At 36.1% G+C, this 22,971-nt stretch carries 24 protein-coding genes; 2 read left to right on the forward strand and 22 right to left on the reverse strand.

The annotated features are described in order from the left end of the window. The 10 genes from folE to MKX83_RS15300 form a co-directional block, all read right to left on the reverse strand. Window positions 1-567, reverse strand: coding sequence for a GTP cyclohydrolase I FolE (folE, locus tag MKX83_RS15255; RefSeq protein ID WP_095372753.1), 567 nt, complete (start codon window positions 565-567; stop codon window positions 1-3). Window positions 568-1,070: 503 nt separating this feature from the next. Continuing rightward, the gene (gene hbs, locus MKX83_RS15260; RefSeq protein WP_066200607.1) at window positions 1,071-1,343 is read right to left on the reverse strand and encodes a non-specific DNA-binding protein Hbs; all 273 of its coding nucleotides are present in this window, start codon (window positions 1,341-1,343) and stop codon (window positions 1,071-1,073) included. A gap of 630 nt (window positions 1,344-1,973) precedes the next feature. After that, window positions 1,974-3,452, reverse strand: a complete 1,479-nt coding sequence (gene spoIVA / locus MKX83_RS15265) for a stage IV sporulation protein A (RefSeq protein ID WP_095372751.1) — start codon at window positions 3,450-3,452, stop codon at window positions 1,974-1,976. 223 nt (window positions 3,453-3,675) lie between these two features. Beyond that, on the reverse strand, window positions 3,676-4,386 hold the full coding sequence (locus MKX83_RS15270; protein ID WP_095372750.1) for a hypothetical protein: 711 nt from the start codon (window positions 4,384-4,386) through the stop codon (window positions 3,676-3,678). Between the two features lie 51 nt (window positions 4,387-4,437). Then, window positions 4,438-4,641 (reverse strand): DUF2768 domain-containing protein, encoded by a 204-nt coding sequence (locus tag MKX83_RS15275; protein ID WP_095372749.1) that lies wholly within the window; start codon window positions 4,639-4,641, stop codon window positions 4,438-4,440. A gap of 370 nt (window positions 4,642-5,011) precedes the next feature. After that, complete coding sequence (locus tag MKX83_RS15280) at window positions 5,012-6,061, reverse strand: NAD(P)H-dependent glycerol-3-phosphate dehydrogenase (RefSeq protein ID WP_340975410.1); 1,050 nt, start codon at window positions 6,059-6,061, stop codon at window positions 5,012-5,014. 244 nt (window positions 6,062-6,305) lie between these two features. After that, on the reverse strand, window positions 6,306-7,616 hold the full coding sequence (gene der, locus MKX83_RS15285) for a ribosome biogenesis GTPase Der (RefSeq protein WP_341056162.1): 1,311 nt from the start codon (window positions 7,614-7,616) through the stop codon (window positions 6,306-6,308). Between the two features lie 155 nt (window positions 7,617-7,771). Beyond that, window positions 7,772-7,957 carry a capping complex subunit for YIEGIA gene (locus MKX83_RS15290; protein ID WP_095372746.1) on the reverse strand — a complete coding sequence of 62 codons (186 nt, stop codon included), beginning with the start codon at window positions 7,955-7,957 and terminating at the stop codon, window positions 7,772-7,774. A 16-nt stretch (window positions 7,958-7,973) separates the two neighbouring features. Continuing rightward, the gene (locus MKX83_RS15295; RefSeq protein ID WP_095372745.1) at window positions 7,974-8,852 is read right to left on the reverse strand and encodes a YIEGIA family protein; all 879 of its coding nucleotides are present in this window, start codon (window positions 8,850-8,852) and stop codon (window positions 7,974-7,976) included. Further along, window positions 8,845-9,456, reverse strand: a complete 612-nt coding sequence (locus MKX83_RS15300; protein WP_095372744.1) for a YphA family membrane protein — start codon at window positions 9,454-9,456, stop codon at window positions 8,845-8,847. The genes MKX83_RS15295 and MKX83_RS15300 overlap by 8 nt, the downstream gene beginning before the upstream one ends. A gap of 106 nt (window positions 9,457-9,562) precedes the next feature. Between MKX83_RS15300 and MKX83_RS15305 the strand changes: the two genes are divergently transcribed. Further along, window positions 9,563-9,700: a YpzI family protein gene (locus tag MKX83_RS15305; RefSeq protein ID WP_095372743.1), complete on the forward strand. Its 138-nt coding sequence runs from the start codon at window positions 9,563-9,565 to the stop codon at window positions 9,698-9,700. Window positions 9,701-9,929: 229 nt separating this feature from the next. Here MKX83_RS15305 and fni read toward each other — a convergent pair whose 3' ends face one another. From fni to prsW, 9 genes are all read right to left on the reverse strand, one after another. Continuing rightward, window positions 9,930-10,994, reverse strand: coding sequence for a type 2 isopentenyl-diphosphate Delta-isomerase (gene fni, locus MKX83_RS15310; RefSeq protein WP_307313035.1), 1,065 nt, complete (start codon window positions 10,992-10,994; stop codon window positions 9,930-9,932). 13 nt (window positions 10,995-11,007) lie between these two features. After that, window positions 11,008-12,144 carry a 30S ribosomal protein S1 gene (rpsA, locus tag MKX83_RS15315; protein ID WP_095372741.1) on the reverse strand — a complete coding sequence of 379 codons (1,137 nt, stop codon included), beginning with the start codon at window positions 12,142-12,144 and terminating at the stop codon, window positions 11,008-11,010. Between the two features lie 173 nt (window positions 12,145-12,317). Continuing rightward, window positions 12,318-12,899 (reverse strand): lysophospholipid acyltransferase family protein, encoded by a 582-nt coding sequence (locus MKX83_RS15320; RefSeq protein WP_095372740.1) that lies wholly within the window; start codon window positions 12,897-12,899, stop codon window positions 12,318-12,320. A 1-nt stretch (window position 12,900) separates the two neighbouring features. After that, complete coding sequence (gene cmk / locus MKX83_RS15325) at window positions 12,901-13,572, reverse strand: (d)CMP kinase (protein WP_095372739.1); 672 nt, start codon at window positions 13,570-13,572, stop codon at window positions 12,901-12,903. Between the two features lie 256 nt (window positions 13,573-13,828). Continuing rightward, the gene (locus MKX83_RS15330; protein WP_095372738.1) at window positions 13,829-14,014 is read right to left on the reverse strand and encodes a DUF5359 family protein; all 186 of its coding nucleotides are present in this window, start codon (window positions 14,012-14,014) and stop codon (window positions 13,829-13,831) included. Between the two features lie 56 nt (window positions 14,015-14,070). Next, window positions 14,071-14,724 (reverse strand): flagellar brake protein, encoded by a 654-nt coding sequence (locus MKX83_RS15335; RefSeq protein ID WP_095372737.1) that lies wholly within the window; start codon window positions 14,722-14,724, stop codon window positions 14,071-14,073. Window positions 14,725-14,954: 230 nt separating this feature from the next. Continuing rightward, window positions 14,955-16,304, reverse strand: a complete 1,350-nt coding sequence (ypeB, locus tag MKX83_RS15340) for a germination protein YpeB (protein WP_322909560.1) — start codon at window positions 16,302-16,304, stop codon at window positions 14,955-14,957. 13 nt (window positions 16,305-16,317) lie between these two features. Continuing rightward, the gene (sleB, locus tag MKX83_RS15345; RefSeq protein ID WP_445293187.1) at window positions 16,318-17,094 is read right to left on the reverse strand and encodes a spore cortex-lytic enzyme; all 777 of its coding nucleotides are present in this window, start codon (window positions 17,092-17,094) and stop codon (window positions 16,318-16,320) included. 523 nt (window positions 17,095-17,617) lie between these two features. Further along, the gene (prsW, locus tag MKX83_RS15350) at window positions 17,618-18,304 is read right to left on the reverse strand and encodes a glutamic-type intramembrane protease PrsW (protein ID WP_341056171.1); all 687 of its coding nucleotides are present in this window, start codon (window positions 18,302-18,304) and stop codon (window positions 17,618-17,620) included. Between the two features lie 102 nt (window positions 18,305-18,406). Here prsW and MKX83_RS15355 point away from each other — a divergent pair, with 102 nt between their 5' ends. Beyond that, window positions 18,407-19,378 (forward strand): asparaginase, encoded by a 972-nt coding sequence (locus MKX83_RS15355; RefSeq protein ID WP_095372733.1) that lies wholly within the window; start codon window positions 18,407-18,409, stop codon window positions 19,376-19,378. 272 nt (window positions 19,379-19,650) lie between these two features. Here MKX83_RS15355 and MKX83_RS15360 read toward each other — a convergent pair whose 3' ends face one another. From MKX83_RS15360 to MKX83_RS15370, 3 genes are all read right to left on the reverse strand, one after another. After that, window positions 19,651-20,619, reverse strand: coding sequence for a YpdA family putative bacillithiol disulfide reductase (locus MKX83_RS15360; RefSeq protein WP_307313029.1), 969 nt, complete (start codon window positions 20,617-20,619; stop codon window positions 19,651-19,653). Window positions 20,620-20,739: 120 nt separating this feature from the next. Then, the gene (locus MKX83_RS15365; protein ID WP_095373653.1) at window positions 20,740-22,017 is read right to left on the reverse strand and encodes a Glu/Leu/Phe/Val family dehydrogenase; all 1,278 of its coding nucleotides are present in this window, start codon (window positions 22,015-22,017) and stop codon (window positions 20,740-20,742) included. Window positions 22,018-22,380: 363 nt separating this feature from the next. Further along, window positions 22,381-22,959 (reverse strand): adaptor protein MecA, encoded by a 579-nt coding sequence (locus MKX83_RS15370; RefSeq protein WP_095372731.1) that lies wholly within the window; start codon window positions 22,957-22,959, stop codon window positions 22,381-22,383. Window positions 22,960-22,971: the final 12 nt, after the last annotated feature.

The following is a 22,971-nucleotide window of genomic DNA, read 5'->3' on the forward strand; positions in this document are numbered from 1 at the left end:
TTACCCTTTTATAAATGACAACACTTCTGCTCTTGTATTTCCATCTTCCGCAAAAACACCTCTAACCGCAGAGGTGACTGTTTTACTACCAGGTTTTTTCACACCACGCATGGTCATACACATATGTTCCGCCTCTACGACTACCATCACACCATGAGGATCTAATTTATGTAATATTGCATCTGCTACTGTAGCTGTAATGCGCTCTTGAAGTTGCGGTCTTCTTGCAACAGTTTCTACAGCCCTTGCTAACTTGCTTAATCCCGTCACCTTACCATTTCTAGGAATATAAGCAACATGCGCCTTCCCAAAGAATGGGACAAGATGATGTTCACACATTGAAAAGAATGGAATATCTTTTACAAGGACAAGTTCTTCATGGTCTTCACCAAAAACGGTTTCAAAATATTCTTCAGGGTCCTGGTGTATGCCCGAAAACACCTCTTCATACATTTTTGCTACTCTTTTTGGTGTATCTAATAACCCCTCTCGGTTCGGATCTTCTCCAATAGCGTCTAATATAAGCCTTACAGCTTCTTCAATTTGAGCGCGATTTACTTCTGACATTCAGCTACCTCCTATTACGGAACTATAAACTATTATCTTACATGCTAGCATAATTATTTCCTAACAGACAAAAAGTTATAGAAAAATAAAGGATAAACTTTCTTCCTTTTAGGATACTATTATATAAATGAACACAAGTACCGTCAAACTCCTATGATGGTTTTGAGAAAGAAATCTATATGTTAAGTACAAATAGTAGTAAAAAACATAGTTTTTTATAACTCATTCATAAAATGGTCATTCACTTGATATGGTGGAATGTGCATTGATTTTGTAAAGAGAATGAAGATCAAGAATCATTCATTTTGTTGTAAGTCAGTTATTGGGGTCTTCTTAATCATTTAACGAAGAGAAAAAAATCCGTAGTCTTTAGCCCCTTTACCTTTGTGGATTGCACTACTGTTGTATGGGACTAGGCAATGTTTGAAATTAATCGTAAATTTATAAGAAAAACCGCGAAAAAAATTCGCGGTTTTTCCTTAAGCAATTAATTATGTAATTAATTACTTTACTGCATCTTTAAGCGCTTTTCCTGGTTTGAAAGCAGGAACTTTGCTTGCAGCGATTTCGATTTCTTCGCCAGTTTGTGGGTTGCGGCCTTTACGTGCTGCACGTTCACGAACTTCAAAGTTACCAAAACCAATTAGTTGTACTTTATCACCATTTTTAAGTGCATCAAGCACTGTATCGAAAACAGCATCAACTGCTTTAGTAGCATCTTTCTTAGAAAGCTCGCTAGCTTCTGCAACTGCATTAATTAGTTCAGTTTTGTTCATTACTTTCACCTCCTCCCAAAAAATATCGTAAACCCAGTAAAATAAAGATTCCTTACATTCATTTGTAAACAAAATTACTGAATTCTATACGTTGTAACGCATTTTTGTTGAAGCAGAAACTTATCATATCTCAAAAAAAGAAGAATTTCAACTTTTTTGATGCAAAAAGCCTTATTTCATAAGGGTTCTTACCGTTACAACGTTAATTCTGCTTAAAAGATTATCATAATCAATTGAGCATATCAAGGATATTTCATGATTTGATGGCAATCTTTTCTTATTTGAAACAAATTTGTAATAAGGGGAGAGAAAACCCGTCAATCTAGGCTTAAAGCTTGACAAATTTGTAGAGATAAAAAATGTAAGCTCTTTCATTTCCATAGTGTAATTCTTTATAAAGAACAAACCAAAGTAACCATACTGTATTTTTATTCGTTTCTATGTTACGAAAGGTTGATTGGTCTTTTTATAGGGTAATTCAAATAAGACTTCTACCGAAATTCCACGCTTCTGTCATTTTAGATAATACTTTATTTATCAACAAAAGTATACTAATCCGTTTTATACTTTTATTACCCATAAAAAAAAGACAACTTTTCATCCGAATAGAATGAAAGTCGCCTTTTATTTCTACAAAATAATGGCAATGAGTCCCCCAGAGCCTTCGTTTATAATTCTTTCTAAAGTCTCTTTGAGTTTATATCTAGCATTCTCAGGCATCAATGATAACTTTGCTTGGATTCCTTCTCTAACAATCGAGCTAAGCGATCGACCAAAGATATCTGAATTCCAAATTGAAAGCGGATCATCTTCAAAGTCTTGCATTAAGTAACGAACTAATTCTTCACTTTGTTTCTCTGTTCCGATAATCGGAGAAAATTCAGATTCAACATCAACTTTGATCATATGAATCGACGGTGCAACAGCTTTCAAGCGTACACCGAACCTTGAGCCATGCCTTGTTATTTCAGGCTCATCTAAACTCATATCAGACAGTGATGGAGCTGCGATGCCATATCCTGTCTGTTTCACCATTCTAAGCGCATCTGAGATTTGATCATATTCTGATTTTGCATGGGCAAATTCTTGCATCAGTTCAAGAAGATGATCTTTACCACGTATTTCAACACCGACAATTTCTTTTAATACCTCATCATATAAATCATCAGGCGCATATAAATCAATTTCAGCGATCCCTTGACCCATTTCTATACCGGCTAAGCCCGCACGATCAATAAATTCGAAATCACTAAACTGATGTACAACACGATCAACATCTCTTAACCTCTTAATATCTTTGACAGTCTCTTTTACGGCTTCTTGATAACTCTCACGTAACCAATGATCTTCGTGAAGGACCATTACCCAACTTGGTAAGTTTACATTTACTTCTAAAACAGGGAATTCGTACAACGCTTCTCGCATCACGCTATATACATCAGATTCCCTCATTCCTTCTACACTCATAGCAAGTACAGGGATATCATATTTCTCTGATAGCTTCAAACGAAGGTCCTCAGTTGCCGGATGGTGTGGTTGCACACTATTGATGACCATAATAAATGGTTTTCCTACTTCTTTAAGCTCTTCAATTACTCTTTCTTCAGCCTCGATGTAGTTTGCACGAGGAATTTCTCCAATTGTACCATCGGTCGTAATGACGACACCAATTGTAGAGTGTTCTTGAATGACTTTTCTTGTACCGATTTCAGCAGCTTCGTGAAATGGAATCGGCTCCTCATACCAAGGAGTATTAATCATTCTTGGACCATTTTCATCCTCATATCCTTTTGCTCCTGGGACTGTATATCCAACACAATCGACAAGACGGATATTAACCTCCAATCCTTCATCCACATGGACATTAGCAGCTTGATTCGGCACAAACTTCGGTTCTGTAGTCATAATTGTTTTTCCTGCTGCACTTTGAGGGAGCTCATCCTGGGTACGTGCTCGATCAGCCTCATTGTCCATATTTGGGAGGACTGCTAGCTCCATGAATTTCTTAATAAATGTCGATTTTCCAGTACGGACTGCACCTACTACTCCAAAATAGATATCACCGCCTGTTCGTTCGGCAATATCTTTAAAAATATCTACCTTTTCCAAGTGATCCCCTCCTGAATCATGAGTTAGTGGGATAATATTATCCAATAATTTATATTTGTACACTATATATCTATGATGTTGTCCGATATGAATATGCCAACTTTTTAAAAAAATCCCCTTTCTCACTTTTTCTTTATGCAATCAATAGTTGCTTTTCATTATTGTATTAAAAGAGAAAAAAAACCCTCCCTCTACAATATATTTTGTAGAGAGAGGGTTATGACTAATTCACTAAAAATATTGGTTCATTCTTTTTTTCATCTATTGTATACGGTAATGAATAAGATGGTACAAAAGGTGAATCTTCGACTAAATGGAAGCGTATATCATTGTTTTCAGCTTTAATATCCCCAGCCTCCATTAATTGCATTAAGTCGGTACGATAATCAACGAATACTTCTCCGTCGGTTGTCACCACATACGATAGTTCGTTACCACTAAACGGGCTAACAGCTTTCGGTTCATCATTATAACCGATTTTAGAGAAATCTAATGAGTATACATTTTCACCGATATTATCCTTATATGGTGGATATCCTTCCATGCGAATTCGGAGAGTAATATCTCTTATTTCATCAGCAATACGTAAATCAGACAATTTCACTTTCGGATCATCTTCAACATCAATCAGTACATATTGAAAAACGCCTCCAGATTCAAATGCATTGCTAGGATACTCAGCCATGTATTTTGGTACAAGTTTCTTAAAATCAATTGGATATTTTTGAAAAAGCGGTGTATCTTCTTCGGTCGTTTTTATAGGTAATAGACCACCTGTCTCATCTTGATATTGCTTGATGGCTGTTTGTACGCGATTAATTTCATCCTCGTAAGGAATTTGATTTTTTGCTCTTTCTTCTTCTGGGTACATACATCCAGATAAAAGAAGGGTAATGAGTATAAATAAGCTAGTTACATAGCTCTTTTTTTTCATATACATCAACCTTTAATTATGTATTTTCAGGGAGAAACCCCTTGCGATGTTCTATTCTGAAACGGGACCGCTAAATACGACTAGAAAAATAATGAGACCACTTACTACCATAAAACTATAGGCAAATAGAGCAGTTACCCCTTTCAATACCCCATTTTTCAACTTAAAACGACTTAAATAAATAAGTAAGATAGCAATAAACATAAAGCCCATTGAAGCAAGGGCAATCCACATTTTCATTAAACCAGGTGACATCTCATTCACTCCTTTTTCCGAATTGTATTATACCATACAGTTCGTTCGCTTTGACAGCATTATCAGATAATTTTATGTATTGCAGTAAAAGGCAAGCAATTATTGGACTACTCTAATATTCTCAATATCCATTTTAGGAATCCCCTAATTGACTTCTTATTCTCCATATTAAATGAATTGTAACATAGCAAGTAAAGTACAAAAAAATAACCGAGGAATAAGAAGGGGCTTCCTTATCCTCGGCAAATGACTAAAATACCCTATTCACCCTGTTCATTTTACCAGTTTGCTTCAAAGGCATTGTATGCAGAGGATAAGCCGCCCGTCTCCTCATATGCCTATATTTTTATAAACAGCACCAAATTATTAGTTAATCTTGATTTTGAGCCATAAAAATATCCGCAATATCTTCCATTTCATTTGTTTTTGTACGTGCCATTAGACGGTCAACTCCATCTTTAGCATCGATATCATTAAATAAAATGTCATATAGAACAGATGTTATGGGCATTTGCACATCGTATTTCTCTGCTAATTGATAGGCTGCTCTTGTTGTTCGAACGCCTTCAACAACCATACCCATATTTTCTAATACTTCGTCTAAGTTTTTGCCTTTGCCTAGAAGATTCCCTGCACGCCAGTTTCTCGAATGAGTACTTGTACAAGTCACAATCAAATCACCTATGCCAGCTAGACCTGAGAAAGTTAGCGGACTTGCGCCCATTTTTACACCTAGTCTTGTGATTTCTGCTAATCCTCTAGTTACTAGCGCAGCTTTAGCATTATCTCCATAACCAAGTCCATCTGAAATGCCAGCTGCTAATGCAATAATATTTTTTAAAGCGCCACCAATTTCAACGCCAACAATATCAGGATTAGTGTATACTCTAAAGTTTTGATTAATAAATAAATCTTGGACTTTTTCAGCTGCCTTCATATTTTTAGAGGAGACAGCTACAGTTGTCGGGTGGCGCAAACTAACTTCTTCTGCATGACTAGGCCCTGATAGTACAACCACATCTTTTAAAAGGGATGTAGGTGTCACTTCTTCAATCATTTCGGAAATTCTTTTTGAAGTATCTGGTTCAATCCCTTTACTCACATGGACGATGGTCAACGGTTCTTTTCTCACTTCAGCTATGCTCTGTAAAACTTCTCTAATCGCTTTCGTAGGTACAGCTAAAATGATTGTTTCGATACCTTCTAATACTTGATCAAGCTTTGTATAACCTACAATATTTTTTGGTAAAGTAATCGCAGGTAAATATGCTTCATTTGTATGGTTCTCATTAATTTCTTTGATTTGTTTTTCCTTGTGACCCCATAAACGCACTTCATGGTCATTATCTGCCAGCACCATCGCAAGGGCTGTACCCCAACTTCCGGCACCAATAACAGCTATTTTATCTTTTTGACTCATCTTGCATTCACCTCATTTCAATTCATTTCGCCTATTTAAAAGAAGGAAAGGAACCGCCAATCTGAGAAAAACATTAGTCGAGCAGATGAATAGTCATTTTTTTACCTTTACTAATTGGCATATACTAAAGAACCGGTGGTCCCATAAAGCTAGAAACATAATTATGTAAGAGACAGCTTATTATGAAATGATGAGTCATCAAATCATACAGCTGTCCGCTTTTACTATGCTAATAGTGAATAGTTTATTTTCGTTCTCTTGCAATAATTTTAATTGGCGTCCCTTCAAATCCAAAAGCATCTCTAATTCTGTTTTCAAGAAATCTTTCATAAGAGAAATGTAGAAGCTCAGGATCATTAACAAACACAACGAAGGTCGGCGGTTTGATTGCTACTTGGGTAGCATAGTATATTCGCAGCCTTCTTCCCTTATCTGTTGGTGTTGGGTTCATAGCTACTGCATCCATTATAACATCATTTAAAACATTTGTTTCCACGCGCATCATATGATTTTCACTAGCAATGTTCACCATTGGAATCAATGTATGAATTCTTTTCTTTGTCAATGCTGATAGAAAAACAATCGGTGCGTAATCAAGGAATTGGAAATGATCCCTAATATTTTGTTCGAACTTCTTCATCGTTTTCTCATCTTTTTCAACAGCATCCCATTTATTCACAACAATAATGACAGCCCTACCAGCTTCATGTGCATAGCCTGCAATTCGCTTATCTTGTTCAATGATTCCTTCTTCTCCATCTAGTACAATGAGAACCACGTCAGAACGTTCAATGGCCCTTAAAGCACGTAACACACTATATTTCTCAGTTGTTTCGTACACTTTACCTTTTTTCCGCATACCCGCTGTATCTATAATGACATACTCATCACCGATATACTTAAGCTGTGAGTCAATCGCATCTCTTGTCGTTCCAGCTACATTAGAAACAATAACGCGATCTTCTCCTAGAATAGCATTTACTAAAGATGATTTCCCCACATTTGGTCGGCCTATAAGCGAGAACTTTATGACATCATCATCGTATTGATTTTCCTCATGATTAGGGAAGCTTTTAGCTGCCTCATCTAATAAATCACCCAAACCTAAACCATGTGATCCTGAGATTGGAAACGGTTCACCAAAGCCCAGGGAATAAAAGTCATAAATCATTTGTCTCATTTCTGGATTATCAATTTTATTGACCCCAAGAACAACAGGCTTTTTTGCTTTATACAAAATTTTCGCTACTTCTTCATCCGCAGATGTCACACCTTCACGACCGTTTACTAAGAAAACGATCACATCAGCCTCGTCGATAGCGATTTCAGCTTGTTGACGAATTTGTTCTAAAAAGGGCTCGTCCCCAATATCTATGCCACCTGTATCAATAATATTAAAGTCATGAGTTAACCATTCTGCAGAACTATAAATGCGATCTCTTGTAACGCCAGGAATATCTTCAACGATTGAAATTCGTTCACCAACAATTCTGTTAAAAATAGTAGATTTTCCTACGTTTGGACGTCCGACAATTGCCAGTACTGGTTTTGTCACGAACATCACCCCTCAATTTCATTAAAATACTTGCTTATATTAATTTAATGTAAGCAAATTTGATTTAAAAGAAACCCTTCAACTAATGAAGGGTTCAACTATAATATATTACCAAACAGCCACCTTCCTTACAAGAAGAAGCTGCATATTCATGATTAATGGCGGACAATCACGTACATTTCTTCAGTCAGCATATGAGCGATTCCGTCTAAAATAGCTTCTAAATTTGTAGCAATCACTTCCATTTCTTTTTTATCCTCACAATGAAACACGGCTGCACCACTAGGGACTTTCTTTGGGTTTGTTGTTATAACTGCAAGTACAAATTTATTGATTTCCATCATTTATCCCTCCCTATTATTTTGGCACATGCATTTCTTTTGGCATTTTTATTGCATTTTCCAGGGTTGGTACACCACCAATTACTTTAATTGCTTTTTCAACTGTTCTTTCCTGTGGAAGGATGAATACCCCTACTCGCCCATCATCTAAATCCCGTTTAGCTAATGGCACAAGTGCTGGGGCACCAGAATCCGTCACGACCCCTAGAGCCGTTGAAACATCATGTAATATCGCTTGTCTTTGCCCTAAATTTGCAATTGTCGTATTTACATTAAAATTTTTCGGAACCAGAATAAAACCCATCCCATACTTTAAAATTTCTTCTTGTCTTTCCGGAAGTCCAATGTTCATAATATAAATGTTGTCAACATATAATCCGGCTCCGTCGAAATGCGGCTTCACATATTTGATTTCCACAATATCTGATAACTTACCACCACTCATCATTACTTTTGATAACACGACGGCAATAGCAGCAGCGATAATTGCTACCCAAAGATTAAATAAGAGGTAAAATAATGTAGTAATAAGAGATGTAAACATGACTAAATAATTCCTGCTTTCAAAGGCAATAGCAATTCCTTCTATATAAGTCCTACCCCGTGGAACCATTTCATAACTATCTAACTCAGTTAACGTATTTCTTTCCATATTCCTAACCTCACGGAACTGTGAAGCAGCCACGGTTAAGAAGGTGATCGCAGTAAAATCCTCCTCCATGATCGACGGGATGGCCACACTGCCTAATCCAGCAGCAATAAAACCTAAAGCAATATGAATAATCTTCCCATGTAGATAGGTTGGGTACTGTCGATAATCTGTTCTTAACATATAAATCCTTGTTAATGTGCCAACAATTACACCTAAAACAACTGGATAGATATATTCATTCATGATAATTTTGCTTCTCCTTTACTAATGGATTTAAGTTTCTTTCTAGGTAAGCAGCCAAATATTCAATCATATTCCATCCAGAAACAACTACAAATGCCATACTTAGGACATCAAGAAAACGAAAAGATCCAATTTGGAAAGGAAATCCATACTTTTGAATAATAAGGGCAAATATTACCTCCCCGTTTAATGCAGCAAATATTAATATACAAATACGGCTTAACGCTTGCTTATGAAGAAGTATGACTAAACACGCTAACATACCGGCTAACATCCAGTCACGGTTAAAAACAACCCAGATTGGATCAAACATCTCAAAGCAGAGAAAAGCACAGTAAGCAAATGAGACAATGAGCATACATGTAACCAAATAGAGAGGATGACCACATTGCGATTTTACAAAGAGAAAACTAGCGGCAATGTAGAGAAGAAAGAAACTCACACCAATTTCTGTCGTTCCAATTGAAAAATGATAAGGCGTAATGATAATAAGCAATAATAGTGCGAATGACGCTAAATAACGGTATGTATTTGCTTTACTTACGAAAAATGTGACAATAATCCAAAGTGACCAACCAATCCAATAAAAGAAAAGACCTTCCAAATAAATACACCTCCTACTATCCCCATTATGGGTAGAAAATATGTAGTTTAATCTATTTGAATAAAAAATGTCTGATTTCTTATCTTAATAATTAGGAGGTGTAGATATGGGAAAAGATCGTCAGGAAAAAAAACTAAAAAGCAGTAAGAGAGTAGAATCAGATCGTGACCAAAGTATTCAGTACGACGGGGCAACAACAATGCAAAGTCCAGACAATGCACGCAAATTAAATAATAATAAATAACTTAAAAGAATTGTGTAAACCTCTTAGTAACGGGATTACTCTTTATTTAACTGTTTTACTTTAAATATTTTTGTCCTATTCGCGTGTTAGCGCGACTTTTGTTTCGTATTCAGTCAACAAAGTCGCGCTCTTCTTTTTTTTGACTTTGATTAATGATATAGTTTAAAAATCAATAGTTTTTAACGTAATAAAAGAGACTACCTTTGTAAGCAGTCTCTTATTTTAAAGATTATTTTGCATGAATCATTCTTGTACTGTATGTATGTGTATTAATTTGTCGCTGTTGCAGCCACTCAAGTACTTCTCCCTTAAAAATCAGGGGGGCAAGTTGTAATTCGTTAAGATTGCTTGCACCTATAGCTGTCATAATTATTTTTAATTCTTCATGAAGGGAAGTAACTTCTTTTACTACTGCTTCATAACCAGAATCCACTAATATCTTCAAGAAGTACCCTGCCATTCCTACACCGTTAGCACCAAGCGCAATAGCCTTTGCAATATCCATACTTGTCTGAATTCCACCAGATGCAAGTATCGTTATATCACTATTATGTGATTGTGCTTCGACAATTGAAGTAGCAGTTGGAATCCCCCATCCATCAAAGAATGACAGTACCCTCTCTCTTCGTTCGTTTTCGATTTTAGAGAAATTAGTGCCACCATAACCACCGACATCTACGATATTAACGCCAACACCTTTTAGCTTTTCTACAGCTTCGCGACTCATACCGAATCCTACTTCTTTAACGATAATTGGCACATCTAAGTGATTTACAATCTTTTCGATACGCATGAGGGCATGCGAAAAATCACGATCTCCCTCTGGCATCGTTAACTCTTGGACGACATTTACATGAATTTGTAATGCGTCTGCTTGTATCATCTCTACAGCATCTTTTGCTTGGTTTACCGTGGCTTCGCTACCTAAATTGGCAAATATCAATCCATCTGGATTTTCTTTCCTTACAATTTCATACGAAAAGCGTTCTTCTGAATTTTTTATTGCTGCCATCTGCGAGCCTACTGCCATCCCTACCCCTGTCTCTTTAGCCACCCGCGCGAGCAGGCGATTAATTTCAAGTGTCTTTGCACCACCGCCACCGGTCATTGCATTGATAAAAATAGGCGAACTGAGTTGTAGTTCGCCTATTTTCGTTCCCAAATGAATCTTTGAGAGAGATGTGTTAGGTAAGCTTTGATGTACAAAAGAAACACAATCAAATCCAGCGTTATTCGTTTGACCAGTTGTTAGCGCATATTGAATATGATCCCATTTTCTCTTTGCTCTCGTCACTATACTACCACCATTATTTATTTAATTTCTTTAACTGTTCACCAATCATTTCACCTAATTGGAACCCCTTAGACTCTTCAGGCAGTTCATAATCAGTTGGTTCTTCTTCTTTTTCAACAAGATCTTTAATACTTAGAGAAAGTCTTTCATCGCCTTCATTCACATCAAGGACTTTCACTTGTACTGCTTGCCCTTCTTTTAATACTTCGTGCGGAGTGGCAATATGTTTATGTGCAATTTGAGAAATATGAACAAGCCCTTCCACTCCAGGGAATACTTCTACGAAAGCACCATAAGATACAAGTCTTTTCACTGTGCCTTCTAACACACTACCTTTAGGGGCTTTTTCAGCAATACCATCCCAAGGACCAGGCAAAGTATCTTTAATAGATAGTGAAATTCGTTCATTATCCTTATCTACACTTAGTACTTTTACTTTGACAGATTGACCTTCTGTAACAACATCTGAAGGCTTAGCAACATGCTCATAAGAAAGTTGTGAAATATGGACTAAACCATCAACACCACCGATATCAACAAAAGCACCGAAATCTGTAATACGTTGTACAGTTCCATCAATCACGCTTCCAGCTTCAAGCGATCCAAGTAACTCTTTCTTTTGTTTTCCTTGCTCCTCTTCAACAACTACACGATGAGAAAGAATTAAACGATTTTTATCTTTATCTAACTCTACAATTTTAAAAGCTAATGTTTGACCTTTATAATCTGAGAAATCTTCAACAAAATGTGCTTCAACTAAAGAAGCTGGTACAAATCCGCGAACTCCAAGGTCAACGACTAATCCGCCTTTAACAACATCTTTGATTTCAGCATCAAAAACTTCACCGTCATTAAATTTTTGCTCTAGTTGTTCCCAAGACTTTTCAGCATCTACTTTGCGCTTTGATAGTACAAGCGCTTCTTCTTCTACTTTTAACACTTCTAATTGTAGTTCATCACCTTCTGCAACAGCATCGCTAGCTGTTTCTACATGAAGACTTGATAGTTCACTAATTGGAATAATACCATCTAATTTGCTATTTTCGATATCGACAATCACTTGCTTCTCTTCTACTTTTGTCACTTTACCATTTACTTTATCGCCAACTTCAAAATTTGCTACTTCAATTTCATTCATTTCTTCTGACATATGTATTCCTCCTTAATCCAATGGCTAATTTCATTTTCCACTTATAAAATGCAATCTTACAAAGTGTAAATTGCACTAAATAAACTAGAGTTGTAAAACCACTTTGATCCTGAAATATAAAATGCCTTTTTATAAACTTCTTACAAATAGCACCTTTTGTCAAGTAAGAAGGTTTAGCGATTCTGTTCGATTAATTTTTTGATTTCATTCATAATGATATCCGTTGTTTCTTCTGCATTGACTTTGTTTGCACGGATTTCATCCATTGGGATAGGCTTTCCGTAGACGACTTTTAATTTCTTAAAAGGCTTATACGGGCCAATGATGGCACAAGGTACGACTGCAGCATTAGAACGAAGAGCAAAGAACCCTGCACCGGCAAGACCTTTACCAACTTCTCCGGTTTTACTCCTCGTCCCTTCTGGAAATAAACCTAAAACATGCCCTTCTTTAAGAACCTTCAACCCTTTTCTCAATGCTTCACGATCACTCATTCCTCTTTTTACAGAAAAAGCATTCAGATGTGGTAATAACTTCCCTAAAATTGGCACGTTAAACAACTCTTCTTTTGCCATAAAGTGAATGTCTCTTGGCGCTGTTATCCCTACAATTGGTGGATCCAGGTTATCAATATGATTGCAACATAAAAGGACGCCACCTTCTGCTGGGACATTCTCCCTACCTTTAACATCCATGCGATAAACGGGCTTTAATAAGCCGTATACTAAAGAGCGTGCAAATGTATATACACTCATATTATTGAATCCTTTCCTCAACCAACTTCATAATTCTATCAACAACTTCGTGAATGCTTAGTGATGTTGTATCCAATTCTACTGCATCCTCAGCTTTTTTGAGTGGTGCAACTTCCCTTTCCGAATCTAACTTATCTCTTTTAGCAATTTCCTCTTTTAAAAGAGCTAAATCTGAAGGAAAACCCTTTTCTAAGTTTTCAGCATGGCGCCGTGCTGCTCGTTCATCCACTGATGCTAAAAGAAACACTTTTACCTCTGCATCAGGTAAAACATGTGTACCAATATCACGGCCATCCATCACTACACCACCTTCTTGACCGAAGCGTTGTTGACGGGCAACCATTTCTTCTCTTACCTGCTTATGTTTAGAAACCGTAGACACTGAATTAGTTACTTCAGCTGTTCTAATTTCCGTAGAAACATCTATCCCATCTAAAAGAATACGTTGGCCTGATTCTCCAGGATTTAAGACAATCTCTGTCTCTTTTAACAAAGGAATTAATGATTCTTCATCATTTATATCTATTTCTGACTGCAACGCTTTAAATGTTAACGCGCGATACATCGCCCCTGTATCTATATAAATATAATGAAGCTTCTCAGCTATAATCTTAGCAACTGTACTTTTCCCCGCTGCTGCAGGTCCATCGATGGCAATTGATATTTTATTCATAAACCCTCCTGAAATACCTATACAAATATATTCTTTACGTTTTATATTCTATCATAAATTCACTTAATTAGTTGTAATGATTATGTGTTATTAATAATCCCCTCCCCTAATAGGGAGTCTTTTTATTAGTTAAAATAATACGATAATTTTTAAAAAATAAGAAGAAACACTAAAAAAGGATGTTCTCAGGAAGAACAATCCAAAAGGTCTGTAAAGCTATTATTTCTATTGGCCTGATTTTCATCATAAAATCAAGTTAAGGCCTCTTTATGTAGAATACCTCCTCATCATTGTTTTCTAAATGATGATTCACTCCTTCATATCTTGTCACTTCATTAAAATGCGGAAATAGGTGTAAATAATGAAAAACGGTTTGAAATAATAGTAACAACCCAAGATGAAAAATGATTAATAGTATGAGCGTGCGTTCGAATACTTTCATCCTCCCACCTCCATTAATCATTATGGAGACACAAAAGAGATTTTATGCTGTTCTGCTTAAGATTGTTTACTTTTCTTCATATGAAGTAACTGTTGTTCGAAGCAAAACCTCATCATTGCTTGTCTATCTTCTGCATTTATTTGTGGAAATCTAAATGATATAACGAGACGCCCATCTGCTAATGCCTCTTTCCTTACATATTCTGACGCTAAAACAAAGGAACGCTTTTTACCTTCTATCACAAGTGTAAAACGCAATAAATAGGGCGATGGTTTATACAAATAGGTAAAATTATTAACAACTACAGCTATTCCCCCTGCACTTATATTTCTACTTATCCCTATAATAGAGTGAGACATCCCTTCACCTACGGGTTGAATTTCAACAGATTCATTGAAATCAACTCTAACATACTCCCTCATTTGTTCCTTCTCATGAGTAAATTCTTTTGCATAAGCAATTTTCAATAATGGTGTGGACTGCATCATTCGACCGACCACTCTTCCAGAGAAGAAAAACATTTTCCCATTTGCATTGTAAGCAACACACTTAATTCTTCTTCCATCTACTAAGTACATTTTCCGATTCGTTTGTAAACAAACGGGATAATGAATATGTAATATATCCTCTTTAATTTCAGCAATTCTAGATATGTACTTGCCCTCACTTGATAGATAATGTTCTATATACAATTGATCACCTGGTGACAATGTATTCCCTCCTAATCTTTTCTACTTTTCCTTATTTTATCACTTAACTGTTACAAAAGAACTATATTTTTATTTGAATGAGATGAGAATTATTAACATCATGGTATAATCACATTACTCTATTTAGTCCTAATTTTTTTCTACATTTATATTTCATCTTCATGTCTTTATTTAGCCAATGATTTCCATAAAAAAAAACAAAAAGAACCCTTTTCGGGTCCTTATTTGCCTTATACCACATCTTCATAAATTGGTTCTGCATTTTGCAATTTTTCTACTTTTTCTTCTCTTCCATTTTCACTATTAATATAGATGCGATACGTGTCTTCACCTAATGTCCCAGTAAATTCATAACAAAGTACTTCTTCATTACTATCATTCAATATAATCGCTAACCGATCATCCATAATTTTTAGTTGACTATTGATTTTTTCTCTTGCTTCCTCTTTTGCTAACACAGCTTGAGGAATATCTCGCTTATGATGGGATTTCAAATAATCCTCTGCTGAAAATCCTAAAATTTGCCCATTATCTAATGCTACTTTCATCTTAATTGAATCTGGGTAAATTCTTACATCGTCCTGTTTAGACACAAATGTAAACACGCCCATTTGATCATATTGCACACTTTCAAATAGATCAAGATCTTCAAATTCATTATCTTTTAAAAATTTCACTGCTGATTGATGAGCATCTTCCAGACTAATTTTTTGTTGTTTTACATCTCTTGCCGTGATAAGCCAAATAGGATAACCGCCCTTTTTAGTAATATCTAAATTGGTTTCTATACTTTCTTTAGGAGACCTTAGTGATACACTAAAAAATCCATAATCCGATCCTTCGCCATTTTCTGCCACGGTTGCTTTAACATCATCAGGGGATTGCGCATATTTCTTCGCTTCTGATACAGCTTCCTTTTTAGATATTTCTTTTCCTTCTAAGTATTGATAGTTCTCATCTTTCTTTTGCATATTTACAAATGCGGGACCTAAATCCGTTTCATCGTATCCCTCAACTGTTTTTTCGACGGTTTGAAAGCCGTCTATAATTGTATTATCTGCTGCTTCATTATTTGTAGCAAGCGCTGTTTCTACATCCATCCATCGTAAGTCATTTTTGACGACCATATGCTGCACATTCCGTAATTCTGATTGAATATCTGCTGCCTGCTTGTATAATCCTTGTAAAGACTGATATTCTTCATCAGTCAATGGGTCTTTATCCAAGTCTCTAATCGCTGTCTTATAACTAAACTCACCAATTTGTGCTAAAAATTCTTCCGTCTTATTAAATGGTAAAAGTGATAGTGGCAGCTGACCTACATCTGAATGTGCTTGAGAGGTAATTCTCCAAACATCCGCAAGCGCAGGAGACAGTGAACTTCTAGAATTCATTGCCAAAGTAGATCCAATTTTATCATGTAATACATCGATTTCATAAGTGAGTTCATGAAATGCACGTTGATAATTGTTTTCTGCGTTAATTAATATCGCATTTTTCTCACGATGTTCTTGATAACCCCAGACAGCAGTTCCGATAACACCAACTGAAAGAACAGTTATGAGTATTCCTTTTAACACGTGACTTCACTCCTTATTTACAGAAAATATGTTGTCCAATTTTTTTAATTTGTGGTCTTGTCCAAATCCACGGACTTGTTGCAGTATCTGGATTAAAGTAATAAAGGGCATCACCACTCGGATCCCAGCCATTAATTGCATCTATCACTGCTTCCCTCGCTGTTTCATTAGGTGTTAGCCAAATTTGCCCATCTGCAACAGCCGTAAATGCTCTTGGTTCAAAGATCACACCATAAACCGTATCTGGAAAAGACGCACTTTCTACTCGGTTCAATATTACTGCCGCTACCGCTACTTGCCCTATATAAGGTTCGCCACGCGCCTCACCGTACACCGCATTTGCCATCATTTGTATGTCGTTTTCCGAGAATCCACTAGGAACATTTGCCGAAGTTGTACCACCGGATTTACCACTTGATGCATTACCATCATTTTGATTTGATCCACTATTATTAGCAGGTGCTTGTTGACTTAAATCCGTTCCGCCATAATGTGTAAATGAATTCCCTTGATTAATTTGATTCTTCACATATTGCTCATCATAATTTGACGCACTCACCAACTTTTCCTTCGTACCAGAACCAGCAAGCCCATCTATATCCAAGCCAAATTCATATTGAAAATTGCGTAATGCCCAATATGTGCCCCAACCGAAGACCCCATCGATTTTACCATTATAGAATCCTAAATATTGCAATCTTGCTTGTAGCTCAATGACATCATCGCCTATCGCTCCTTGTCTAATCACTTGATTCGAAAAAGCATTTGCCGACTTATCCAATTCAGCCATTGGAATAGTGGTCGCTATAAGCAGTAGTATTAGCATCACTTTAGTAAACATCAATAGTTGTTTCATCGTACTAACCTCCAAAAATACATCTTTTCATCTGTTAAACAATCAGGTAACCTAATATGGCGTTTTGCAGGTAAAAAATGATGGCTGTAACAGTTATTCCTCGATCTCTCTTTTTCACGTTTACTAATCAGCGAGGAAGCTAACAATACATCTATTTTTTGGTTCCAATTGGCTTTTTATACAAATTCAATGAGAAAATCATTTGGATAAATATAGCATTTACAGGGTGGCCATCAAATAGAGGCTCGTACGCTTGAAATTTAACGATTTTTATAAAAAATTCAACTTCTATGTTAGATGTTCTGATTACTTATTTTTCCTTTAGAAGGCATCCGTTAGCCGGAGGAAGCTTGGTGATTTGACAAAAAGAAAAGAAGGCGGATTTGAGTGTACTCAAATCCGCCTTCTTACTTTATCTGAACTGAAACTCATTACTTATAGCCTCTTTTAACCTATGTTAACCATAATTTGTTCTTGTATCTTCTAATGATTGATTATATTTAGCACTTAGTATTCTCGCTTGTTTGGCTTTCTTTAGCCCCATCCACCAAAGAAAGATCATAAATGGAACAATAAACAGCAGCCAATTTTCTAATGTTAACAAAATATAATCATATGTTCCATGCAAAAGGAAAGGAGTTGCTAGAGATAAGCATAGCCATTTCCCTCTAGATTTTTTCGAAAACTTTCCTTTTCCTAAATAATAGCCCATAATTACACCAAAAAGTGCATGACTAGAAACCGGGAATAATGCACGACCTAGCGCATGCTCTATTCCGAGTGTCAATAAATAAAAGATATTCTCCAATGTAGCAAACCCAAGTGATACTGCTGCGCCATAAACAATGCCGTCATACGGTTCATCAAAGTGCACATGGGGGTAAATAATAATAAGGAGGATAAACCACTTAAAAAATTCCTCAAGCATACTAGAAGAAAGAAAAGCAGAAACAAAATGAGAAGTAAACACTTGTTCTACTTCAAATACATATTGGATAAACATTATGGGAAACACAAGAAGTGCCCCAAATAAAAAGGTTCTAAAAACCATCGAAAAGGGCTCAGTCTCATGTTGATCTTTTAAATAAAAGTAACTTAATAATGCCAAGCCAGGAGCAATGGCAGCAGATATTAATCCCAGCATGGGCTGTTCCTCTTTTCAAAGCTTTTCTTTAATCGTATCATGTATAGGTAAGATTGAAAATAAATTTACCAAAATAATTACATATTAAATGGAGGTACCAAGTTGGATAAAAAGAAAATACTCCTAATTCATACAGGTGGGACCATTTCAATGAGTGAGGATGTTGAAACAGGTGCAGTATTAACAAATGAAGAAAACCCATTAACAAGACAAACAAAAGAGTTAAATGAGCTTGCGCACTTGATTGTCGAAGAACCATTTCAATTACCCTCTCCCCATATTACGCAAAAGGAAATGCTTATATTACGAAACTTAATTCATTCTTACAAGGATAAGGTATCTGGTGTTGTCATTACACATGGTACTGATACATTGGAAGAAACTGCCTATTTTCTTGACTTAACAGTAAAGGGTTCTTTGCCGATCGTTGTGACTGGGGCTATGCGCTCTAGTAATGAAATTGGCTCAGATGGGTTATATAATCTGATTTCTTCTATTCGTGTTGCCATTTGCGATGAAGCGGATGGAAAGGGCGTTTTAGTAGTGCTGAATGATGAAATTCACACAGCTGAAAATGTGACAAAGACACATACTAGCAACGTCTCGACCTTTCAAAGTCCTCAATATGGACCCATAGGTATAGTCACAAAAAGGGGTGTACTTTTTCATCACCTCCCTGTTCAACATGCACATTTCGAAATCGAACAAGCAGATAAACAAGTGATGCTTATTAAAGCTCATGCCGGCATGGACTCTACCCTATTAGGAGCAATTGCACAAACTACATGCGATGGATTGGTGATTGAAGCGCTTGGACAAGGAAACCTTCCTCCAGCCATGCTTCCTGGTATAAAAGATTTACTTGCTAGAAAGATTCCCATTATTATCGTATCAAGATGCTTTAATGGCATTGCCCAAGATGTTTATGGTTATCCTGGAGGGGGCAAAGAATTAAAAGAGCTTGGCCTCATTTTTTCTAATGGATTAAATGGGCAAAAAGCTCGTATTAAACTATTAATCGCTTTGGAAAGCAGGATGCCCTTCGAAAAACTTGAAGAAATGTTTCAACTATAAATGTTTGATTTACTGACTTTCTTTATTCCATCTATTAGATGGGAAGTCTACTGAGTTGATCGCTCACTCCTTTGGCAGTTTATGAAGATCATAATGATAGTACGCCACAAAATTTCAACATATGGAAAAATCATCCTAGACAAAAGGCAAAAAATATTGACAAAGTGATGCAACATCATTTGAAAACCCGAACAAAGCAAAGCACCATTAAAGAGTGTTTTGCATAAAGTTCGGGTTTACTTAAGCTCATATTCTCGTCTGAACTTGTTTGATTATTGTTCTTTCTCTTTAATCGCTTTGGCAATCATTTCTCCATGATGCCTACCATTCTCGATAAATATTTCATTGGCATTATTACCCGCAGCAATCACGCCAGCAATATATATACCTTCTACATTGGTCTCCATTGTTTCAGGATGATGTTCAGGTTTTCCGGTCTCTTCGTCTTTTTTAATGCCTATTGATTGTAAAAATGGATGATCTGGATGATAACCAGTCATGGCAAAGACAAAATCATTCGCGATTTCCTTAATTTTCCCTTCTTTCTCATAGACAACAGAAGTTGCTCTTATTTCCTGGACATTCGCATTAAATTCCATTTGAATATTCTCATGGCGAACAAGTGAATCAAACTGCGGTAAAATCCACGGCTTAACGCTTTTTGAATATTCATCGCCCCGATAGAGAACCGTCACATTTGCCCCAGCCTTTTCTAATTCAATGGCCGCATCAACACTGGAGTTTTTCCCACCAATAACAACAACATCTTTATTAAAAAACGGATGGGCTTCTTTAAAGTAATGAAAGACTTTATCTAAATCTTCACCAGGGACCCCCATATAATTTGGTTGATCATAATACCCAGTTGCAACAATAACATAAGAGGATTGATATTCCGCTTTATCTGTTTGCACAGAGAAGTCATTATCTTTTTTCTTTATGATGCTTTCAACCTTTTCATATGCATTGACATTGATTGCTTTCCGTTTAACCACTTCTCTATAATAGGTAAGTGCTTGATTTCTATTGGGTTTATGTTCAACCGTTACAAACGGTATATTACCAATTTCTAATTTTTGACTGGAACTAAAGAAAGTTTGATGAGTCGGGTAACGATAAATGGCATTAACAATGTTTCCCTTCTCAATGACTAAAACATCTTTCCCTAACTCTTTTAAACAAATGGCTGCGGCTAATCCACATGGTCCACCACCAACCACAATCGCATCTTTTTTATTCATGATGATCCACCTCTTGGACTGACCCGTATGATATTTTATATATGTAGAATTGAAAAAAATCTCCTAATGTATATAATAGGAGATTTTTTACCTTCTTTCAAATGTAAGAAATTGCGAAAATTAAATCCAACCTCTAAATCTTGATGCTTCAGCCATTTTACGTACACCAACCATATACGCAGCTAAGCGCATATCTACTCTACGTGTTTGAGCGGTTTCATAAATATTATTGAATGATTTCACTAGAATTTTTTCTAATTTTTCTTCTACTTCTTCTTCAGACCAGTAGTAGCCTTGGTTATTCTGCACCCATTCAAAATAAGAAACTGTTACACCACCGGATGATGCAAGCACATCAGGCACAAGAAGAATATCTCTTTCTGTTAATATTTGTGTCGCTTCTAATGTTGTTGGGCCATTCGCTGCCTCTACTACAATACTTGCTTTAATATTATGTGCGTTTTCCTCAGTAATTTGGTTTTCAATTGCTGCAGGAACCAATACGTCACATTCGAGCTCGAGTAGCTCTTTATTCGAAATCGTCTCATTAAATAACTTTGTTACAGTTCCAAAACTATCACGGCGATCAAGTAAATAATCAATATCTAAACCATTAGGGTCATGAAGGGCACCGTATGCATCAGAAATACCCACAACTTTTGCGCCTTCATCATGCATAAACTTTGCTAAGAAGCTACCTGCATTACCAAAACCTTGTACAACCACGCGAGCACCCTTTAAATTAATACCCTTTTTCTTGACTGCTTCATGAATACAGATCGTAACGCCTTTAGCTGTTGCTGATTCCCTACCATGAGAACCACCAAGTACAAGTGGTTTACCAGTAATAAATCCCGGGGAATTAAATTCATCCATTCTGCTATATTCATCCATCATCCAGGCCATAATTTGTGAATTTGTAAATACATCTGGAGCTGGAATATCTTTTGTAGGACCAACAATTTGGCTAATCGCTCTAACATACCCTCTACTTAATCTTTCAAGCTCACGGAAAGACATATCTCTTGGATCACAAACGATACCGCCTTTACCTCCGCCATATGGTAGATCGACTATACCGCATTTTAAGCTCATCCATATAGATAGTGCCTTCACTTCTTTTTCTGTTACATTAGGGTGAAAACGAATTCCCCCTTTTGTAGGACCGACTGAATCATTATGCTGAGCACGGTAACCAGTAAAAATTTTCACCGTCCCATCATCCATCCTAACAGGAATTTTCACTGTTAATAAACGCATTGGTTCTTTCAACAGTTCAAAAACCTCTTCTGGATATCCAAGTTTCTCCAACGCTTTGTGGATTACGATTTGAGTTGACTTCAAAACATCCATTTTATCTTCTTGATTCGTATGATCAGTACCTTTATCGGCCACTATTTGAAACCTCCTAGAAAAATTCACATTCTTTAGTTGTCCGCTTTCAAGACATAGTATACACCTTTACTCTATTTATGCAAGGAGAAAAAGCAATTTTTTCTTATTTTTATGTAAACGCTACCAAAGCTATAATATTACGTATTTTCCTTATTTTCAAAAATATTTACATCTATTTTATTTTGCCTTTATTAGCTGATTTCATTCATAAAATACTCATATGTATTTATCGAGTTAAATTGAATTAATCTCATCGATAAGCTCCATATTACATCCTATTCCCAAAGAACTAATACGATAAACATCAAGGCACCTGAATATTCAAACAAATAGGATCACTTAAATCCTATTTGCTTGAATGTACCATTATTTAAAATAGTGTTCGATCTTTTCTAATGCATGGTCTCTAATTAATTCTTTTCCGTATTCTTTAATAATATATAAACTAACAAAAGAAACGGTACCATATTCAGCTAAAATTGAAATCAGTTTTTCTTCCGCTTGTTTTCTATTGCCTTCAATCAATACATAATAAAGTCCGTTATACACATATAATGAATTTACCACTTCTTCTTTCCATATTTTCCGGTGACTTAATGAAATAATATTCTCAAAATCATGAAATTCATATAAAATATAATCTTGTTTGTCTACATCTACTTGAAAATCAATGATTCCATCCTTAAGCCATTCTTCTTCTACTTCTTCTTGTATCGTTACAATCATAACCATTCCTTGTATTTGCATTGAAAAAATCTCGATACTGATTGTGCCATATATATCAAGGTCAAATTCTTCACTTGCTTCCTCAAGCATATCTTGAAAAAGCTGATGCCATTTTAAAGAGTCCTTCCAAATATCTTCCTTTGACAAGCCTCTCTCAAACAAATCATCTAAAGTAAGCAAAATTTTAATTTTATTATCATTCAAACGCTCCAATTGCATTTCTTCTGCCCC

The organism is Cytobacillus sp. FSL M8-0252 (assembly GCF_038007345.1).
GTDB lineage: Bacteria > Bacillota > Bacilli > Bacillales > Cytobacillaceae > Cytobacillus > Cytobacillus kochii.

What these genes read in the sequence shown, in the direction of transcription:
- hbs (WP_066200607.1), bottom strand. Translation starts at nt 1,343, where the DNA reads ATGAACAAAACTGAACTAATTAATGCAGTTGCAGAAGCTAGCGAGCTT.
- MKX83_RS15275 (WP_095372749.1), bottom strand. Translation starts at nt 4,641, where the DNA reads ATGTCACCTGGTTTAATGAAAATGTGGATTGCCCTTGCTTCAATGGGC.
- MKX83_RS15280 (WP_340975410.1), bottom strand. Translation starts at nt 6,061, where the DNA reads ATGAGTCAAAAAGATAAAATAGCTGTTATTGGTGCCGGAAGTTGGGGT.
- MKX83_RS15330 (WP_095372738.1), bottom strand. Translation starts at nt 14,014, where the DNA reads ATGAAAGTATTCGAACGCACGCTCATACTATTAATCATTTTTCATCTT.
- folE (WP_095372753.1), bottom strand. Translation starts at nt 567, where the DNA reads ATGTCAGAAGTAAATCGCGCTCAAATTGAAGAAGCTGTAAGGCTTATA.
- MKX83_RS15270 (WP_095372750.1), bottom strand. Translation starts at nt 4,386, where the DNA reads ATGAAAAAAAAGAGCTATGTAACTAGCTTATTTATACTCATTACCCTT.
- sleB (WP_445293187.1), bottom strand. Translation starts at nt 17,094, where the DNA reads ATGGCTGAATTGGATAAGTCGGCAAATGCTTTTTCGAATCAAGTGATT.
- MKX83_RS15290 (WP_095372746.1), bottom strand. Translation starts at nt 7,957, where the DNA reads ATGGAAATCAATAAATTTGTACTTGCAGTTATAACAACAAACCCAAAG.
- MKX83_RS15305 (WP_095372743.1), top strand. Translation starts at nt 9,563, where the DNA reads ATGGGAAAAGATCGTCAGGAAAAAAAACTAAAAAGCAGTAAGAGAGTA.
- MKX83_RS15320 (WP_095372740.1), bottom strand. Translation starts at nt 12,899, where the DNA reads ATGAGTGTATATACATTTGCACGCTCTTTAGTATACGGCTTATTAAAG.
- rpsA (WP_095372741.1), bottom strand. Translation starts at nt 12,144, where the DNA reads ATGTCAGAAGAAATGAATGAAATTGAAGTAGCAAATTTTGAAGTTGGC.
- MKX83_RS15295 (WP_095372745.1), bottom strand. Translation starts at nt 8,852, where the DNA reads ATGAATGAATATATCTATCCAGTTGTTTTAGGTGTAATTGTTGGCACA.
- prsW (WP_341056171.1), bottom strand. Translation starts at nt 18,304, where the DNA reads ATGCTGGGATTAATATCTGCTGCCATTGCTCCTGGCTTGGCATTATTA.
- MKX83_RS15370 (WP_095372731.1), bottom strand. Translation starts at nt 22,959, where the DNA reads ATGCAATTGGAGCGTTTGAATGATAATAAAATTAAAATTTTGCTTACT.
- cmk (WP_095372739.1), bottom strand. Translation starts at nt 13,572, where the DNA reads ATGAATAAAATATCAATTGCCATCGATGGACCTGCAGCAGCGGGGAAA.
- MKX83_RS15360 (WP_307313029.1), bottom strand. Translation starts at nt 20,619, where the DNA reads ATGAATAAAAAAGATGCGATTGTGGTTGGTGGTGGACCATGTGGATTA.